The organism is Larkinella knui, assembly GCF_003858645.1.
GTDB lineage: Bacteria > Bacteroidota > Bacteroidia > Cytophagales > Spirosomataceae > Larkinella > Larkinella knui.
In genome coordinates this window covers 917,163-934,790 of record NZ_RQJP01000004.1, presented here as the reverse complement: position 1 = coordinate 934,790, position 17,628 = coordinate 917,163, and the positions used below count along the sequence as shown (strand labels likewise).

At 50.9% G+C, this 17,628-nt stretch carries 16 protein-coding genes; 7 read left to right on the top strand and 9 right to left on the bottom strand.

All coding sequences use genetic code 11. The features are described from left to right. Nucleotide 1 precedes the first annotated feature (1 nt). From EHT87_RS22240 to EHT87_RS22210, 7 genes are all read right to left on the bottom strand, one after another. Nucleotides 2-1,471: a capsule assembly Wzi family protein gene (locus EHT87_RS22240; RefSeq protein WP_124908842.1), complete on the bottom strand. Its 1,470-nt coding sequence runs from the start codon at nt 1,469-1,471 to the stop codon at nt 2-4. A gap of 39 nt (nt 1,472-1,510) precedes the next feature. Continuing rightward, nucleotides 1,511-2,302: a WecB/TagA/CpsF family glycosyltransferase gene (locus tag EHT87_RS22235; RefSeq protein ID WP_124908841.1), complete on the bottom strand. Its 792-nt coding sequence runs from the start codon at nt 2,300-2,302 to the stop codon at nt 1,511-1,513. Between the two features lie 31 nt (nt 2,303-2,333). Continuing rightward, nucleotides 2,334-3,446 carry a GDP-mannose 4,6-dehydratase gene (gene gmd / locus EHT87_RS22230; RefSeq protein WP_124908840.1) on the bottom strand — a complete coding sequence of 371 codons (1,113 nt, stop codon included), beginning with the start codon at nt 3,444-3,446 and terminating at the stop codon, nt 2,334-2,336. Between the two features lie 40 nt (nt 3,447-3,486). Continuing rightward, a complete protein-coding gene (fcl, locus tag EHT87_RS22225; RefSeq protein ID WP_124908839.1) occupies nt 3,487-4,425 on the bottom strand; it encodes a GDP-L-fucose synthase in 939 nt (312 codons plus the stop codon). A 52-nt stretch (nt 4,426-4,477) separates the two neighbouring features. Next, entirely contained in the window at nt 4,478-5,809 is a 1,332-nt protein-coding gene (locus tag EHT87_RS22220; RefSeq protein ID WP_124908838.1) for a UDP-glucose dehydrogenase family protein, read from the bottom strand. Nucleotides 5,810-6,256: 447 nt separating this feature from the next. Further along, nucleotides 6,257-6,997, bottom strand: a complete 741-nt coding sequence (locus tag EHT87_RS22215; protein WP_221622052.1) for a tyrosine-protein phosphatase — start codon at nt 6,995-6,997, stop codon at nt 6,257-6,259. Nucleotides 6,998-7,029: 32 nt separating this feature from the next. Then, nucleotides 7,030-7,455: a helix-turn-helix transcriptional regulator gene (locus EHT87_RS22210; protein WP_124908837.1), complete on the bottom strand. Its 426-nt coding sequence runs from the start codon at nt 7,453-7,455 to the stop codon at nt 7,030-7,032. A gap of 317 nt (nt 7,456-7,772) precedes the next feature. Here EHT87_RS22210 and EHT87_RS22205 point away from each other — a divergent pair, with 317 nt between their 5' ends. The 6 genes from EHT87_RS22205 to EHT87_RS22180 all read left to right on the top strand — a co-directional run bounded on the left by EHT87_RS22205 (nt 7,773) and on the right by EHT87_RS22180 (nt 12,429). Further along, entirely contained in the window at nt 7,773-8,453 is a 681-nt protein-coding gene (locus EHT87_RS22205; RefSeq protein WP_124908836.1) for a hypothetical protein, read from the top strand. An 81-nt stretch (nt 8,454-8,534) separates the two neighbouring features. After that, nucleotides 8,535-9,245: a PD-(D/E)XK nuclease-like domain-containing protein gene (locus tag EHT87_RS22200; protein WP_124908835.1), complete on the top strand. Its 711-nt coding sequence runs from the start codon at nt 8,535-8,537 to the stop codon at nt 9,243-9,245. A gap of 45 nt (nt 9,246-9,290) precedes the next feature. Further along, nucleotides 9,291-9,650: a hypothetical protein gene (locus tag EHT87_RS22195; RefSeq protein ID WP_124908834.1), complete on the top strand. Its 360-nt coding sequence runs from the start codon at nt 9,291-9,293 to the stop codon at nt 9,648-9,650. 131 nt (nt 9,651-9,781) lie between these two features. Continuing rightward, nucleotides 9,782-10,555 carry a pentapeptide repeat-containing protein gene (locus tag EHT87_RS22190; protein WP_124908833.1) on the top strand — a complete coding sequence of 258 codons (774 nt, stop codon included), beginning with the start codon at nt 9,782-9,784 and terminating at the stop codon, nt 10,553-10,555. Between the two features lie 83 nt (nt 10,556-10,638). Next, nucleotides 10,639-11,838: a DUF748 domain-containing protein gene (locus EHT87_RS22185; RefSeq protein WP_124908832.1), complete on the top strand. Its 1,200-nt coding sequence runs from the start codon at nt 10,639-10,641 to the stop codon at nt 11,836-11,838. A 63-nt stretch (nt 11,839-11,901) separates the two neighbouring features. Then, nucleotides 11,902-12,429 carry an acyl-CoA thioesterase gene (locus EHT87_RS22180; protein ID WP_124908831.1) on the top strand — a complete coding sequence of 176 codons (528 nt, stop codon included), beginning with the start codon at nt 11,902-11,904 and terminating at the stop codon, nt 12,427-12,429. A gap of 105 nt (nt 12,430-12,534) precedes the next feature. Here the strand turns inward: EHT87_RS22180 and EHT87_RS22175 are convergent, their stop codons facing one another. Next, nucleotides 12,535-16,107, bottom strand: coding sequence for a carboxypeptidase-like regulatory domain-containing protein (locus EHT87_RS22175; RefSeq protein WP_124908830.1), 3,573 nt, complete (start codon nt 16,105-16,107; stop codon nt 12,535-12,537). A 90-nt stretch (nt 16,108-16,197) separates the two neighbouring features. Next, nucleotides 16,198-16,497, bottom strand: coding sequence for a putative quinol monooxygenase (locus tag EHT87_RS22170; RefSeq protein ID WP_124908829.1), 300 nt, complete (start codon nt 16,495-16,497; stop codon nt 16,198-16,200). A gap of 128 nt (nt 16,498-16,625) precedes the next feature. Here EHT87_RS22170 and EHT87_RS22165 point away from each other — a divergent pair, with 128 nt between their 5' ends. Further along, nucleotides 16,626-17,597: an aldo/keto reductase gene (locus tag EHT87_RS22165; protein WP_124908828.1), complete on the top strand. Its 972-nt coding sequence runs from the start codon at nt 16,626-16,628 to the stop codon at nt 17,595-17,597. The last annotated feature ends 31 nt before the right edge of the window (nt 17,598-17,628 follow it).

The following is a 17,628-nucleotide window of genomic DNA, read 5'->3' as shown; positions in this document are numbered from 1 at the left end:
ATTATTTCCATATTTTTCTGATACTTATCCAGCCTCCTAAAGTATTATTATATAATTGCCCTTGATCAAGGGCAACGGCTGTGCGTAACTGACTCCCACCCAGCCACTTAATTGGCAAAGCCAGGCTTATGATTCCTGAAAACTGATTCACCTTTTGCCCAAATGGTTGCCGGAATGTTCCATAATTCTGGCTAAAAGACAGTCGAGTCTGTAATTGGATACCAGAAGAAAAACTCCCAAGAATTCCAAGGTGTAATACCTGAACCCGGTTATTGATGATTGATAATTTGTGAGTACCTGGTCTATTTTGCCAATCCGATTTTACATCCTGCTTCCGACTTATAAAGGGGGTACCCAAAATTTGGTTTTTATAAACCCATCCATTTAAGTATTGAAAATTATTAAAATAATCATCGATTCCTTCGTATAGCCTTCTACCAATGTTAAGTGTACTACCACTCTGGTTCATCGTTGATAGATACTCTGCCAAAATTTGTTGTATCCTGAAAAATTGTTCAACGTTATTTGCCCTCCTTTTCAATTGTATACCATATAAACCGTCAGGGAAATTAACCATTGCTATCCCGGATTTATCTTCAAATGGATGCTGGTAATACAGCAAAGCATTCCAACGGATGAAAGTCACTTCAGCGCCTACATCTATAGATCCAACGTGATTTCCAAACTGATTGACCTGATCATGATTTGATAAATTTCCGGCTCTGGCTGGTTGTTTTGCAACAATAATATGAAGCAAATCATTGAAAGAAGATGGCAACTCTCCATTCGAAGAGTGATTGGTATCCAGATAATTGGACTTCCCGCCCCACTGAACACTGTGAATAATTCCACCGAAAACTTTTATTTTCCAGTGCGGTTTTCCTATTCTTCCATAAATCGCTTTTTGGTGCAAAAAAGAACCTTGTATTGAATCGGTATTGGCAAACCAACCATGAGCAATAAACGCATTGATAGCCAATAAATCGTTTGTAAAATGCAAGGGCGCAAATCCACTGGTGCCAATCTGAATCTTAGGGATTGGAAGTGCATTGCCCGACCATGAATAAGAACCCGACGAGAGAGTACTATCAACTAAACCCAATACTTCCTTACGGCGGCCTAAAACCAATTCAACAGAACCATGTCCAACTTTAACATAACCTTCTGATACCAGTAGCTGACCACGAGGCCCAGCATTACCGACAACTTCTGCTCCATAACCAAAAAACCAAATCCGCTTTGTGGTATCAGCCCGGAACAATCCGGAGCTACCTATCCGGATTGTTCCGGTAGGAGAGACGGATGGAATAGTACCAAATTGATTGGCTCGGAACCAAAAGGGAGTTCGACGGGCTGTTGAAGCCATCCCCCCCACTTCCGTTGAAAACTGCACTGATGATGTGCCTGATTGTTGAGCAATCAAACTATAGCTGACTGACAAAAAAAATAAAAAACATGGTAATGCTCGCATAGCTGATCACGGTCAGAAACTAATCAGAACAGGCCTCCTTTACGCTTGAACAGCAGTATTGTTCTTTTTATAAGCAGTATGACTAATAAACTGCCTTAATAAATACCAGACATACAAACTATTTGTAATGGCATACCTTTTGAAGAGCCGTTTAGGTTCCTGAGCAAACCGGAACAACCACTCCAAGCCCGCCCGTTGCATCCAGTCTGGTGACCGCTTCACATCACCAGCCAAAACCGGCAACGCTCCGCCAATCCCCAGCAATACGGCGGGTATGCGTCCGCGCATTTTTCCCATCCAGACTTCCTGCTTGGGGCAACCGAGCGATACGAAAACCAGGCCGGCACCCGACCGGGTGATTTCTTCAATTACCGCCTGATCTTCTTCGGGCGTCAAGGGTCTGAAAGGAGGAGATAATGTACCGGCAACGGTTAGTTTTGTGTACTTCTGTTGGCATACCTCAACTGTCCGTTGTAGAATTTCAGGCGTAGATCCGTAAAAAAATACCGATACCCCGGTTTCTTCGGCCTGCTGCAACAAATCGGGCAACATGTCCAAGCCCGTAGCCCGATCCTGCTTGATCCCGTACAGCCAGCGCATACTCCACAAAAGAGGCACACCGTCACACAGGACCCAATCGGCACCGTTGACCGCTTGGGCAATGTTTGAGTTAAACTTTGACTCAATCGTCATATGGACGTTCGCGAAACAGACGGAACCCGCCTGTTTCGCTTTTGCCGCCATTATAATTTCCTCCCGAAATTGCTGGTAGTTACCCAGTGAGAGGTTGAGGCTAATAACCGTTGCGCGTTGCTTCGAGGTCACTGACATAAAATTTACCGGTTTTCGAACCGATGTGTATTTACTCGAAATAATTCATCACCAAATGCCCGCCTTCTGCCAGCAACTGGTCACGACGGAACAAGTCGATGTCAGCTGTCATCATGTCTTTTACCAAAGCGGCCAGATCGTATTTAGGCTGCCAGTTCAGTTTGGTCATGGCCTTCGTCGGATCGCCCAACAGCAGATCCACTTCCGTCGGACGGAAATACCGCTCATCGATGCTGAGCACTTCTTTGCCGACTTCAACCGGGTAATCCGGATTCGACGCACTGACCACAAACGCCCGTTCGGCAACGCCCTCGCCCCGGAATTCGAGTTCGACGCCAATTTCAGCAAACGCCATCCGCACAAAATCACGGATGCTGGTCGTAACGCCGGTGGCAATCACAAAATCCTCCGGTTTTTCCTGTTGCAGAATCAGCCACATGGCTTCTACATAATCTTTGGCATGGCCCCAGTCGCGCAGCGAATCGATATTGCCCAGGAAAACCTTGTCCTGCAAACCCAACCCGATACGGGCTACGGCGCGGGTAATTTTGCGCGTCACGAACGTTTCGCCCCGCAGCGGAGACTCATGGTTGAAAAGAATACCGTTGCACGCATACATACCGTAGGCTTCGCGGTAGTTGACCGTAATCCAGTAGCCATACAATTTGGCCACGGCATACGGTGAACGCGGATAGAATGGCGTCAATTCCGACTGGGCATGGCCCTGAACCCCGCCATAGAGTTCGGAAGTAGAAGCCTGGTAGATGCGGGTTTTTTCGGTCAGACCCAACAGCCGGACGGCTTCCAGTATACGTAATGTACCGATGCCGTCGACCTGGGCGGTATATTCCGGTTCGTCAAAGCTGACGCGCACGTGCGACATCGCTCCAAGGTTATAAATCTCATCGGGTTGTACTTCCTGAATAATTCGGATGATATTAGTTGAATCGGACAGGTCGCCAAAGTGGAGCTTAAACCGCACATTTTTTTCGTGCGGATCCTCGTATAAATTATCGATTCGCTGCGTATTGAACAAGGAACTCCGGCGTTTGATACCGTGTACTTCATACCCTTTTTCTAATAATAATTCGGCCAGGTAAGCGCCATCCTGCCCCGTAATACCGGTAATAAGTGCTTTTTTCATAAAAAATGTTTAACTGTAGTTTAAAGATGTTTTATAGTGGTTAAACGTAGACTTCCTGGTTTCGCAGGAAATCCTGATAGGTTGCGGATACGCCGGTTTGCAGATCGGTTCGGTGTTGCCAGCCCAGACTGTGCAGTCGCGAAACATCCATAAGTTTGCGCGGGGTGCCATCGGGTTTATCGGTATTCCAGCGGAGTTCGCCTTCAAAGCCAACGGTTTCTTTCACCAGCTCGGCCAGCTCCCGAATGGTCACGTCCTCACCCGTACCGATGTTGACAAACGATTCGTCGTTGTAGGTTTCCATCAGAAACACGCAGGCATCAGCCAGATCATCGGCGTGAAGAAACTCCCGTCGGGGGGAGCCTGTCCCCCAAATCTCGACGAAGGGATGGTTGCTGATTTTGGCTTCGTGAAATTTGCGGATCAAGGCCGGCAATACGTGCGACCCCTGAAGATCATAGTTGTCGTTGGGACCGTAAAGATTCGTCGGCATCGCCGAAATAAAATTACAGCCGTACTGACTTCGATAGGCTTCGCAAAGCTTGATACCGGCAATTTTAGCAATGGCATAGGGCTCATTGGTCGCTTCCAGATAACCGCTCAAAAGAGATTCTTCTTTCAACGGCTGCGGAGCCAGCTTGGGATAGATGCAGGATGAACCCAAAAACAGGAGTTTTTCGACGCTATTTTGGTAGGCACTATGGATAATATTGGCCTCGATCAGTAGATTATCGTATAGAAAGTCAGCCCGATAAATATTGTTTGCCCAGATACCGCCAACTTTAGCAGCCGCTAAAAAGACGTAGTCCGGTTTTTCGTCGGCAAAAAAATCAGCGACGGCAGTCTGATTACGAAGATCCAGTTCCGACGAGGTACGCGTAATAATATTTTGGTATCCTTTACTTTGCAAATTGCGAATGAGGGCCGACCCGACCATTCCGCGGTGACCGGCGACGTATATCTTTGAATTTCTATTCACACCTAAGAATGTTTATTTCGTTTTTCAAACCGTTTCCAAAGCCTACTAATTATCAGGCCGGTTGTTCCACCGCCTGGGTGACAGTCTCCCGACCCACGCTGTAGTACGTATAGCCCATTTCTTTCATCTGCTCCAGTTCGTACAGATTCCGGCCGTCGAAGATGACTTTGTTTTTGAGCAACAGATTCATCTTGCTGAATTCGGGCGTCCGGAACATCGGCCACTCGGTCATGATCACCAGCGCATCGGCATCGTCCAGAGCCGCATACGAGGTGTGAGCGTAGGTGATCCGGTTGCCCAGCACGTTTTTCACATTATCCATCGCTTCCGGATCGTAGGCCGTCACTTTCGCACCAGCCGCCAGCAGAGCCTCAATGTTTTCCAGGGCCGGTGCTTCCCGGATGTCATCGGTATACGGTTTGAAGGCCAGCCCCCAAACCGCGATGGTCTTTCCTTTCAGGTCGCCGTTAAAGTGCTGGTTAATAACCGGTAACAGTTTGGTTTTCTGCTTCGCGTTGACGTCCATAACCGATTTCAAAATCTGGAAATCGTACGCGTATTCCTGAGCGGTTTTGGCCAGCGCCTGCACGTCTTTCGGAAAACAGCTACCGCCGTAGCCAATACCGGCGAACAAAAACCGCTTGCCGATCCGGCTGTCGGTACCAATGCCCCGGCGAATATCATCGACGTTGGCGCCGGCTTTTTCGCAGAGATTGGCAATTTCGTTCATGAAGGAGATCTTAACGGCCAGGAACGCATTGGCGGCATATTTGGTCATCTCGGCCGAGCGTTCGTCCATGAAGATCACGGGGTTACCCTGCCGTACCAGCGGAGCATAGAGCTTGTTCATGACGGCTTTGGCGCGCTCGGATTTGGTGCCAATTACCACCCGGTCGGGTTTCATGAAGTCGTCGATGGCGACACCTTCCCGGAGAAATTCGGGGTTCGATACGACGTCGAATTCCACCTGCGCGCCCAGCGAAATGTAGTCGTGCACCTTCTCCGCGGTCCCGACGGGCACGGTGCTTTTGTCGACGATAACGGCATAGTCCTTGAGGAGTTGTCCCAGATCACCGGCGACTTTGAGGATGTACTTGAGATCGGCGGAGCCGTCTTCGCCCGGCGGAGTGGGCAGGGCCAGAAAGATCACTTCGGCTCCTTCGATGCCTTCGGCCAGACTGGTGGTGAATTTCAGCCGGCCTTCGGCGGTATTGCGGTTAAACAACACATCCAGACCCGGTTCGTAGATGGGAATGATGCCGTTGATGAGCTTTTGAACTTTCCGCTCATCGATGTCGACACACGTCACCTGGTTGCCGGTTTCGGCAAAACAGGTTCCGGTTACGAGTCCGACGTAACCGGTTCCTACAACAGCAATTTTCATAACGTTGAGTAAATAGAAATAATACGCTAAAAAAGTTTGGTTTCTGACAGAAAGGATGAACGATCAGGCGCTAAAGCCAGCCCGTTTGGGATTACAGCAATCGGCTTTTTCTAACTAACCCATCGTAAAAACCAGACAAGCACTTAGTAACTTTTTGTAAGTATTATGCTTTAAATATAGATAAACGGAATTGAAATATCCATGCAATCTCCAATTTATTATTTATTAAAAGGCATAAATTCTTTAAATAAGTCAATTAATAATTTCTTAAGAAATACTATTTCATCATAGCGGAAAAAATTTCGCAAAATCTTTTTCCCATTTATCAGACAATAATCAAAAACTATGCCGTAGTCTCGGCCAGGAAGAACAAAGAAAGGCGCAGAAAACCGGAGGGGTTCAATGCCCCCCGATTTTCTGCGGTATAGGCAGCAAAAAAAAGGCCGGTTAGAGCAGGGAAGAATTCAGAAACGTATGGGAACCGAGCAGGGCCAGTTCTTTGGATTGAAGCAATTGACCTAATTTTTCTGCATCCCGGGGCCGGTGCAGATCCGAGCCGACAAAGTCGACCATCGCGTCGTCGAGCAGTTGTTTGGCCTGCTGTTGTACGCGACCACCATATTGCCCGATCAGTGAAAGCAGATTAAGCTGAAACAGACACCCCTGCACCCTCAATTTATGGAAGCGTTCCGACTGATCCTTCATATACGAATACCGCTCGGGGTGAGCCAGAATGGGCTGGTAACCTCTCGTTTGAATCTGGAAAATGATTTCGTCCAGGTTGAGGGGCGGATTGGCAAACGACAATTCCACCAGCACGTAATTCGGTCCGAACGTCAACAGATCGTTGGCTTGCAGCAAGCTCACAAAATGATCGTCGATGAGGTATTCGGCAGCCGCATCCACCTGAATCGTCAGGTCGGTTTGGGCGATGGCTTCGCGGAGTTCGTCAAGCCCGCGCCGGATGGCATCGCTGCTGTTGGGGTAATAATCGCGCAGCACGTGGGGCGTCGTGATTACTTTCTTATACCCCAGTTCTTCAAAGGCCCGCAGGCACGTCAAAGCCGTTTCCAGGTCGGGCACCCCATCGTCAATGCCCGGAATCAGGTGAGAATGAATATCTACGCCCAGAAATCCGAAATCCGAAAAAGAAGGTTGTTCCTGGCGTCGCTTAAAAAATGAGAACATAGTTTACAATGAAGTCGCAAGCCCGGCAGTGATCAGGCTTCCGTGGATCTATCTGACCGACGACTAACGCGTGATAGACTGATGACTTTTTTTTGACCAACGACTTCTTCAAGTTCCTGCCGCAGCAAGTCGTTCGTTTGTTGTAACAAAGCTACACGTTCGTTTAACTGAAACAAAAGAAACTCCATATTTCGCAGCCGGTCGTCTAACGTAATGGCTGCCAGTGGAGTTTGGGGTAACGTCCGGAACATCAGTCCTTCTCCCCGCAGCAACCAGTCGGCATTGACAGTCGGATAGGCGAGCAAAATTTTCTGTAACGTTTCATACCGCGGCTTCAGACGGCCGTGTAAAATGTGGTAGACTTTCTCACCCCGTTTCTCACCCAATTGTCGGGCAAACTCCAGGACACTGACGTTCAGGGCATCGATTAGCTGTTGTAGACGGACTCCAATGGGCATATAAAACCAGGATTTACACAAAACCATGTAATAATAAGCATCTCTCTGGATTTTTTGTCACCTAGACGGTGTTATTTAATCACGGAGTCTCCATTCTTCCTCAGTAGCTCCCAAGCGCGTTAAAAAGGCCTGAAGCCGTATAAAACACGGTTTTTGTTCGTCTGCTTTTCTAAAAATAATTTTCCGGAAATCTTTTTATGTAGCATTTTGTATTATACATATTAGTGTGTATATTTAAACTCAAATATAAACCTCCTAAAAAGGCAAAAGGGATCGCATAGCGGTCCCCCTGTCCGAACAGTAAACAACAAATACTAATGAACACACAAAAAAACAACACCGGCGCAACAAATCAAAATGGTTTGGAAGTGAAACTTTATCAGAACGTGAACGAAACGACGGGCGAAGTCATGAATGCTTCCACGACCGGGCGCTATAAATACCTGGAAGGTCACCCCCGCCAATACCGTTTCGACGCCAAGGAGGGCATCTTTAACATCAATGGTACCGAAAAACTGGGAGGCCCCACCAACGGCCGGACGCTGACCTTCCAGCCCATTGCCTGGCGCATCTTTACGGATAATATTTTGAACATGGGAACCAAGAACTGGGCCGAAATCTTTTTCATCGACGAAAAGAACTGCGTGTCGGCCATCTTGTTCCACGGTTATTCGGTGGATAACATCTTCCGGCTGATCGAACCCCTGTTCTATGATGACCTGACCCTGGCCGATGTGGTGATTACCGCCGTGGCCGAGAAAAAGGAAAATACCAAAATTCAGCCGAAAGGGGTGTATTACATTGCCACGTTCAGCTACAAACTGGCCGATCCGGAGGAAACTAAAGCGCTGAAAGCCTTTGGCCAGTCGACCAAGATTTTCCGTCAGGAAACGCTGACCGACATCGCCAACATCAAAACGGCTTATAACTATTACAACCCGTTTCTTAACCCCACCGAAGAAGCGTTGCCCGAAAATGGGATTCATCTGCTGAATTAATTTTCGAGGACCCCTGAACTTCTTTTCTGGGAGTTCAGGGGTTTCATACACTTTATTCACTTCATCAAAATCAATCCAGTTATGATTACCGAATTGATTGATTACCGTTCCATTCCGCGGGTTTCGAATTCCGATCTGACTCGATTGAAGGAAGAATGCCTCGGCTATCCGCCGTCGGCCCGGTTTGTTCCGCAGCGGGCGATGCAGTTCGGGCGGGCTTTTCACTCGCATCTGCTGGAGCCGGAGAGCGTCGGTGGAATTATCGAACAGCTGCTGCCGGATATGAAACCCGTCGAATCGGGGCGTCTGGAACAACTCACGGAACAGGTTCGGCGCGATTCGTTCTGCAACCGGTATCTGCGGAAATCGGAGAAAGAACGGGTCGTTCTGTTTACCGACCCTGCTTCGGAACTGGGTTGCAAAGCCCGTTTGGACATGGTGTATACCAGTCCCAAAAAACGGAACGTTCTGATTCTGGATTTTAAAACCACCTCGGCGCGCACCCAGAGTCAGTTTCTTCAAAGCTGCTACGATTACGACTATGACCGGCAGGTGGCTTTTTACATCGACAGCCTGCGCAACTCCGACAGCCAGGAATGGGCCCAGACCCGCCAGTTTCGGTTTGTCCTGATTGGCGTTCAGAAGCAGAAACCGCACCGGCTTTTTGCCGTCGATGCTACGTCGATCCCGGATTTTGTGGACTACGGACGAAAAAAATACCGCTTCTGGCTCCGCAAATGGAAAGAGCAACAACAGGAAGATGCCGGACACTGGCTGCGGCAGGCGTCCTGAGCGGGCCGGCAACTCCTTTACAGTCCAAATTTAGCCTTTATCAGTATGACCAATGACCTTGTGATAACAGAACCGGCCGGCCGGACGTCGCCCCCCCTGTTCGATTGGGGAACCGACGGGCTGGTGATCTGGCTGGAAGAACTAGACGGTTTCGGTAGCCTGATGGCCTACATCGATGAAGCTTTGGCGCAGATTGCGTTTGCCATCGAACTTCAAACCGGCTGGGATCACCGCACCGACAGCGATACCTACCACCCGCTCTATGGCTATCGGATACTGCTGCGCGATGCTACGGGTTTGTGGTATGCCATCCGGATGAATGAAGCGGGCAAATTTGCCGACTTTGTGCCGCTGGAAGAATTCGATTATGATACGGCCTACGACAAAGCCCTCTGGATTCCCTAACGTACCCCCGGAATAAAGTCCGTGTTTTTTCACTGTAGAATTACAAACGAAAAACACGGACTAAAGTCCGGGGGTACGTGCAACCTTCTCCGGTTTCTTTTCATCCTTAGGGAAAATCAGATCTTTCCCGTATGAAAACGTTACTGGCTTCCCTCCTCCTGCTTTTAGCCCTCTCATCAACCACCCGGGCCCAACGCACCATCGATGCCAAAGAAATTCTGGCTAAAATCAACCGTAAAGAAGTTATTTCCTACGAAAACGCCACCATTTCCGGCGACCTCGACCTGACGGAGCTGGCCAATAAAAAACGCGTAACAGACAGCCGCTGGGTCGAAAACGAAGCCTACGAAAGCACGGTTGAAATACCGGTTACTTTTCGGAATTGTACGTTCAAAGGCAACTTTATTGCCTACAAAAATATCGACAAGGAAGGCCGGCGCTGGGGCGGAAACGGCGTTACGTATGCGGCTCATTTCACCGAAGCCGTAACGTTTGAGCGCTGTACCTTTGAAAAAGGGTCGGAATTCAAATATTCTGAATTTAAGCAACGGGCTTTGTTCATCGGCACCAGTTTTCGGGAAGAGGCCAATTTCAAATACGCGAAGTTCCGGGCTGTGGCCGACTTCAGCGACGCCCGGTTTGGTGAGCTGGGCAATTTTAAATACACCAGTTTCAAAGAAGAAATTGCCTTCCGGCAGGCCCGCTTCAACCAGTACGCCGATTTTAAATACACCAAATTTGACGAGGGTGCAAATTTTAACAGCACCCGCTTCGACGGAACGGCCGATTTCAAATACACTCATTTGCCCCGCAACTCCAGCTTCGAAAATACCGTATTCGACGGCCCCACCGATTTTAAGTACGCGACCCTGGATGGCCGGAAGTTTTCGCCCAATCGGCGTTAACGTACCTACGTCGAACGGCCGTGGGTACGTTATAACTCTTCGGCGGTTTTTGAGTTTTATAGGCAACATCAACGCTTGTTGCTTTGAAACGTTCCACAAAGATTATTCTGGCGGTTATCGTTCTGCTGATCGTCGCCCGCTTGCTGTTGCCGTATTTTGTACTGCGCTACGTCAATAAACTGATGGCCGACATGGGTTCGTATACCGGACACGTCGAGGACGTCGATATTGCCCTGATTCGGGGTGCTTATCAAATCAAAGACCTGAGAATCCGGAAAATCAATGGCAAGATCAAAGAGCCTTTTCTGTACATTCCCAAAACCGATCTTTCGGTCGAATGGCGCTCGCTGTTTAAAGGCGCTTTGGTTGGGGAAGTTGAGTGCTATCAGCCCGAACTGAATTTCGCTTTCAGCAACAATGAACAAGCCAGCCAGACCGGTAAAGAACTCGACTGGACCAAACTGGTGAAAGATCTATTGCCCATCCAAATCAACCGATTTGCGGCTTACAACGGCAAAATTGATCTGGTAAACGTATTTGAAGCCACCAGTACGGATTTCTCACTGGAAAAATTTACGGCCGAAATTCTCAACATCCGCAACGTTGAAGAGAAACAAACCCGATTGCCGTCGCCCGTTACTGCCACGGGCGACGTACCCGGCTGGGGCGGCACCATGAAATTTGCGGCAGGCATGTATCTGCTAAAACCGCTACCGGATTTCAATTACAACCTCAGTTTCAGTGACTTGCAACTGGTCAAGCTCAACGATCTGGCGCGAAGATACGGCAACGTCGATTTTGAACGTGGCACCGTCAGCGTCGTCAGTGAAATGGCGATGTACGACGGGCGGCTGGTGGGGTATTTCAAACCGCTGACGAAGGACATGAAGATTTTCAAGCTCAAAGAACCGGGCGAAAATCGAAGCGTTGGCCGTTTTTTTACTGAACTGCTGGCTCAGGGTGGTACCGAAATTCTCAAAAACCATAAAAAAGATCAGGTTGCCACCCGAATACCGCTGCGGGGAACCGTTGAGGATACCAAAACGGAGATCTGGCCAATCATCATTGGCGTTCTGCGGAATGCATACGTTGAAGCATTCACCAAGGAATTCGACAACACCGTTACCTTCAAGGATGCCGTTCTGAATCTGAAAGAAGATTACAAGGAAAAACGCGAAGAGAAGAAAGCGGAACGGAAGGAACGGCGGAAAGAGCGAAAAGCCGAACGAAAACAGAAGCGCGAGCAGCGGAAAGAGGCCCGAAAAAAAGAAAAGGATAGTTGAGGAAGCCGACAAAAGCCGTAGTTTAGCACCGCCGGGAAGCTTTCTGTCGCCGGAAATTTCGATATGCCCCAACCTAAATACGCCCGCGAGTCACTCGTCACCATGACCGAAATGGTATTGCCCAACGATACTAATACGCTCAACAACCTGATGGGGGGCCGGCTGCTGCACTGGATGGACATCTGTGCGGCCATTTCGGCCCAGAAACATTCCAACCGCATTGTGGTCACGGCTTCGGTCGATAACGTTTCTTTTTCGGAACCCATCAAGCTGGGCAACATTGTAACGATGCAGGCGAAGGTAACGCGGGGCTTTAATTCGTCGATGGAGGTCAATATTGAAGTCTGGGCGGAAGACATACCGGCTGGCACGCGGGTGAGCACCAACCGCGCGTTTTACACCTTCGTGGCCGTCGACCAAAATGGCCGCCCCATCGAGGTGCCACCCGTTACGCCCGAAACCGAGGCCGAGAAAGACCTGTACGAGAGTGCGCTGCGCCGTCGGCAACTGCGCCTGGTGCTGGCCGGGCGTATGAAACCGCACGATGCAAAGGAGTTACGGGCTCTATTTGGCGTTGCAGAGGAAGGATAATTTACGGTTTGCGGTTTGCGGAATACGGTTTACTCGTGTCAGCTGGCGCATGACGGATAACGCATCAGCCATCGTAAACGGAAGACCGAATACCGTAAACCAAACCTACTGCACTTTCATTTTCGTCACGCTCACCACGGGCCGGCCATCGGTGGTGACGCCCTGCACAATAACCCGAATCGTTCGGACGACGTCCGACAGCGGAAAAGCCAGGTTGGCGGTTCCTTTCGAATCGGTCTGAATCAGCGGTTTCCAGTACAGAACATCCCGGCGGTCGATCGGGGCGTTCTGCTCGGCCAGAACCGCGCTCGGTGTGTCTTCATACCGGGGCACATAAAACTCCCGCTGGGCCGCAAAACCGATGAATGGTAACTGGTTGAGTCCGATGCCGGGCCCGGCCTGCTTTTGTTTGGATGGACCGCGTTTTGTGTAGAAAGCAATCACGCCATTTCCGCCCCGCGCCCCATAAATGGCCGAAGTAGCCCCGTTTTTCAGCACTTCAATCCGCTCAATATCGTTCGGATTCAGACTCAACAGCGCATTTCCGTCGGGGGTTTCGGTCAGGTACGAGCCATCCAGCAGATACAACGGCGACTGGATCTGCATCGAATTGTTGGTGCCGAAAGAAATCGCGTTCCGGATGTTGACCGTATAGCCGTTCATGGTCTGCTTCACCTGCACACCCGGCACCCGCCCCCGAATCATTTCATAAACATTCGCAAACTGCGGGGATCGGGCATCGAACAGCAACACCGCGTCTGCGGTGCCGTGCAGGCTTGTCCGTCCAGAATTTTCGGGTCGCTCGGGAGGCCGATAGCCTTTTATCGTGACTTCTTTCAGGACTTTGGCCTGTTTATCCCGGTATTGGCCCGGATCGGATTCCTGACGTGTCCGGGCCACGTCGAGCTGGTGCTGAAACTGTCGCCAATCCGGCGACGGTTCAGCGATCCCTTTTGCCGACGACCAGACGCTCCCGGCCGTATCGGGTTCCACCGTCGCTTTGATCGATTTAAACTGCGTGTCCATCACCTGCACCAGCAATTGCAACGTATCCGTCACGCTCAATCCCGCCATCCGAAACCGGCCAAACCGGTTGGTGCCGATTGAATGCGGAATGGATTGCGGTGAACTGGGAGCAGCCACCAGCAATTCCGCATAGGGAATGGGATTCCGTTTTTCGTCCACAACGCGGCCACTGAACACAATACCGCCCAGCGTATCCGACGGCGATTCCGGTTTGCGCAATCCGATCCGACGCCAGCCCTGCGTCAACAGCAGATCGTCGAGAGCCCGGCGGGTCGCCAGGGTGGTGTCTTTGAAGAAAAAACCGGGTTGCTCAATGCGACCGCGTAAGTCGCCCGTCAGGAGCAGATGCGTTCGAATGTCCGCAGCGGCTGAGTCTTCCGGAACCTGATCGGCGTCGGTGATGGCCGCCGAGAGCGTCGCCACCGGAGAGGCTTCCGGATGATCGATCACTTTCAGATTCAGGATCACTTTTTCCCGGGGCGTATAGACTGGTTTGTCGGCGGTAAGGCTAATCCGAACCGGCGGGACTTGCTCCGACACGTAGATCATCCGCTCCGCCCGGGGCCGTCCATAGGCATCGTAAAGCGTAACCTGACACAATCCGGGGGGCAATACCGCCATGGGCAGGCTTAGCCGGGCTTTGCCATCCTGCAGTTTCATTTTAGTCCGTTGCACCAATTGCCCGTAGCTTAGAAAAGTGAGGTAAACAACCGGATCGGGTTGCGGCACGTTGGCCAGAATGCGAATGCTCAATCCGGCCGTATCGCTCACCATGTCGGTTGCCAGCACAAATCCCTCCGGTTCGACGGCGGGCAGCATAACCCGCCGGGTTTGTCCGTTGTACTGGATTTCGGCCTGATAGGTCTGCCCGGCTTTCGGACTCAGCACGACACTGCCCATCCCAAACCGGTTGCTGATAAAACGCGCCACTTCCTGTCCCTGTTCATCCAGAATCCGCCCCGACACGGCCTTCCCGCGTCCATCCCCGCCGACGGCCTTGAATCCGAGTCGGGCTGGCAGGTTGGCCACCCAACGCCCGCCTTCCGGCAAAAACTGCACGTCCAGGTCGCCGGACTGATCGGCAGGCTGCCCTCCGGGGCCGCTCAACAAATTATACACCGTAACGGTCCGTTCGAAAGCCGGTCGCGTGGAGGCATAATCCTCGTCCGTATACGCCCGGAGCCGGTAAATCCCGGTTGCCAGCGTATCCGAAAGCCGAAAATGGCCCGTTGCGCGGCCATCCGTGATGCGCATCCACTGGTGTTGTACCAGCTTACCGCCCGGAGTCAGCAGATCGGCGTGCAGCGCCCCATCACCAAACATGAGTTGCCCGCTTACCGGCTCCAGCACATACGCACTGAGCCAGAGCCGGTCACCAGTCAGATAAAACGGTTTATCGATGTGGACAAAAGCCGATGGGGCCTGATACGGATGCGTCAGTTTCCAGTGCCGGAGCATCGAATCGAGCCGGTAGTCGTTTGCCAGAATCTGCCCTTCAATTGGAGCCGCCAGCACCGTGTCCGGCTGGTTGACGGCCGCATGGGGCTGCCAGTCGGCGGGCAGGAGCGACGAAAACCGGTCGTTGCCCAGGTGTCCGATTGCCAGCATACCCAGCGGCAGCGTCACCCGCCCGTCGACGGTGATCTCGCTCTTTCCCTGCGGAAACCGGAATTCGGTATACGCATACGGCGCATCGCGATACGGCGAATACCCCGAGAATACCCGGTTATAAAATACCTTCAGCGGAGTGGCCGTAACAAGTTTTCGTTCAAACGACAGACGCCCCGGCCGAATCAGTGAGTCGATATTGACCGGGAGCAGATGGCGGTTCATATCCAGAAATAAGGTAGCCCCCGTCGTCTTTTCAGGTTGTTGTGGGTTAACCTGGTACACCATAAAGCCTTCTTTTTCATAATTCCCGGCCACCAGGCTCGCCATAAGATGGCGGGTGGAGGCTAGGTAAGCCCGCTGGCGGTTGTTTCGCCAGCGATCGGCCTGTCGCTGGTCCGACGGTTTGAGTTCTTCAAACCGGGTGGCACCGGCATAATACATGGCTCCATTCGTCGTCACCTCAAAATACTCCATATCATATTTCAGGCGATACCCGAATGCCCGGTTTTCGATAATGACCGGTTCGGTGGCGGTGGCTTTCAGCGTGTTATTCTGGTAGGTAAAATGGAGTGCATTCGGATTCATGATTTCGCACTGATTCCGGAACGGCGTCTTCCCGAGCAGCTCCCGTTCAAATTCCCGGTAATGCCGCTCCCAGGTTTTATCCCTTTTTGCCTTGACAGTCACATCCGCGAGCGTAACGCCCGTACTTTTCAACTCCAGATTGAGGATGCGGGGCTGGTTGTTTTCGAGCCGAACCGATTGGCGGGCCGGTTGGTAGCCCAGAAAGGAAGCCACCAGCTCGATGGTGCCGAGTGGAACGTTGGTGAGCTTATACCGGCCTTTTTCGTCGGTAGTCGTCCCGTGGGTGGTATTGTTGAGGTAAACGTTGGCAAACGGCAGAGGCTGGCCCGTCTGCTTTTCGGTCACTTTACCCGTGATCGTGGTTGTCTCCTGAGCCCTTACGCCCGAAACCGCAATCCAAACCAACAGCCAACCGGCCATCAATTTGCGAATACGATCGGTGAAAAGGGCATTCATAGGTTCGGTAAAAAGGTCCCTTAAAAATAGGCATTTCTTAGCAAAATACTACGCAAAATTTGAAAAGATATAATCCCAAATCGTTTTCGCTCAACCCTTTACCTCGTCTATTTTCTCCACCGAAAAAGCCGTCGCCCGTTCGGCAAATAACGGTTTTGTAGACGCCCACGTCGTTTTAAAGAGGTCCGATTGGCGGTATTGCTCCAGGGCTTCGGCAGATTCCCAATGGCTGTAGGTAACATAAACCGCCGGTTGATCCAGATCCCGGAGTAGTTCAAGGTGACGACAACCGGTAAAGGTGCGGATTTTCTGTTTTGATGCCTCGAAGATCGCCAGAAAATCAGCGGTTTTCGATTCCTGAAAAGTCATTCGAACAACGCGAACCAACATAAATTTGAGTTAAGCGTTAGGAGTTAAGAATTAAGAGTTAAAACTTGCGCTGCAAAAGTAGCTACATTGACAATCCGGCTCTTTAACTTTTAACTCTTAATTCTTAACTCATCACTCTTAACTATACTATGGAGTACCGTACTTTTGGCCGTACTGGCTGGCAAGTGAGCGAAATTGGCTACGGCATGTGGGGCCTGGCTGGCTGGACGGGTTCTGAACGACAGGAAGTTGATCAGGCTCTCGACCGTTCTGTGGAATTGGGCTGTAATTTCTTCGATACGGCCTGGGGGTATGGTGAGGGGCTTAGCGAGCGAATTCTGGGCGATCTGCTCAAGCGCAACAGTGCCAAACGGCTGTATGTGGCCACCAAAATTCCGCCTAAAAACCGTCAATGGCCTTCCAAACCTGAGTTTGCACTGAACGATGTTTTCCCAGCCGACTACATCATCGAATATACCGAGAAAAGCCTGAAAAATCTGGGCGTCGAAACGATTGATTTGCAGCAGTTTCACGTCTGGGAAGACGGCTGGGCCGACCATGACGAATGGAAAGAAGCCGTCACCAAACTGACGCAGCAAGGCAAAGTTCAGGCGTGGGGAATTTCGGTAAACCGCTGGGAACCGGACAATTGCCTGAATACGCTGCGGACGAATCTCATCGATGCGGTGCAGGTAATCTACAATATTTTCGATCAGGCACCGGAAGACAACCTGTTTCCGCTTTGCCGCGAGCTGAACATCGGCGTCATTGCCCGCGTGCCGTTCGATGAAGGAACATTGACCGGAACACTGACGAAGGAAACCACCTTTCCGGCGGATGACTGGCGTTCGACGTATTTCGTACCGGAAAACCTGAATTCCAGCGTCGACCATGCCGAGGCACTGAAACCGCTAATTCCGGCCGGCATGACCCTGCCCGAAATGGCACTGCGCTTCATCCTGAACAATCCCGACGTGGCCACCACCATTCCCGGTATGCGCAAACTCCGCAACGTGGAAGCCAACATGGCCACCAGCGACGGCAACGGTTTACAACCCGAATTGATCAAGGAACTCAAAGGCCACCGCTGGGACCGCACACCGACGAAGTGGTCACAATAGCAATGCTGAGTTATGAATGATGAACGGGCTG

Coding starts and splice junctions, on each gene's coding strand:
- EHT87_RS22240 (WP_124908842.1), bottom strand. CDS start 1,471: ATGCGAGCATTACCATGTTTTTTATTTTTTTTGTCAGTCAGCTATAGT.
- EHT87_RS22235 (WP_124908841.1), bottom strand. CDS start 2,302: ATGTCAGTGACCTCGAAGCAACGCGCAACGGTTATTAGCCTCAACCTC.
- gmd (WP_124908840.1), bottom strand. CDS start 3,446: ATGAAAAAAGCACTTATTACCGGTATTACGGGGCAGGATGGCGCTTAC.
- EHT87_RS22220 (WP_124908838.1), bottom strand. CDS start 5,809: ATGAAAATTGCTGTTGTAGGAACCGGTTACGTCGGACTCGTAACCGGA.
- EHT87_RS22215 (WP_221622052.1), bottom strand. CDS start 6,997: ATGTTCTCATTTTTTAAGCGACGCCAGGAACAACCTTCTTTTTCGGAT.
- EHT87_RS22210 (WP_124908837.1), bottom strand. CDS start 7,455: ATGCCCATTGGAGTCCGTCTACAACAGCTAATCGATGCCCTGAACGTC.
- EHT87_RS22205 (WP_124908836.1), top strand. CDS start 7,773: ATGAACACACAAAAAAACAACACCGGCGCAACAAATCAAAATGGTTTG.
- EHT87_RS22200 (WP_124908835.1), top strand. CDS start 8,535: ATGATTACCGAATTGATTGATTACCGTTCCATTCCGCGGGTTTCGAAT.
- EHT87_RS22195 (WP_124908834.1), top strand. CDS start 9,291: ATGACCAATGACCTTGTGATAACAGAACCGGCCGGCCGGACGTCGCCC.
- EHT87_RS22190 (WP_124908833.1), top strand. CDS start 9,782: ATGAAAACGTTACTGGCTTCCCTCCTCCTGCTTTTAGCCCTCTCATCA.
- EHT87_RS22180 (WP_124908831.1), top strand. CDS start 11,902: ATGCCCCAACCTAAATACGCCCGCGAGTCACTCGTCACCATGACCGAA.
- EHT87_RS22175 (WP_124908830.1), bottom strand. CDS start 16,107: ATGAATGCCCTTTTCACCGATCGTATTCGCAAATTGATGGCCGGTTGG.
- EHT87_RS22170 (WP_124908829.1), bottom strand. CDS start 16,497: ATGTTGGTTCGCGTTGTTCGAATGACTTTTCAGGAATCGAAAACCGCT.
- EHT87_RS22165 (WP_124908828.1), top strand. CDS start 16,626: ATGGAGTACCGTACTTTTGGCCGTACTGGCTGGCAAGTGAGCGAAATT.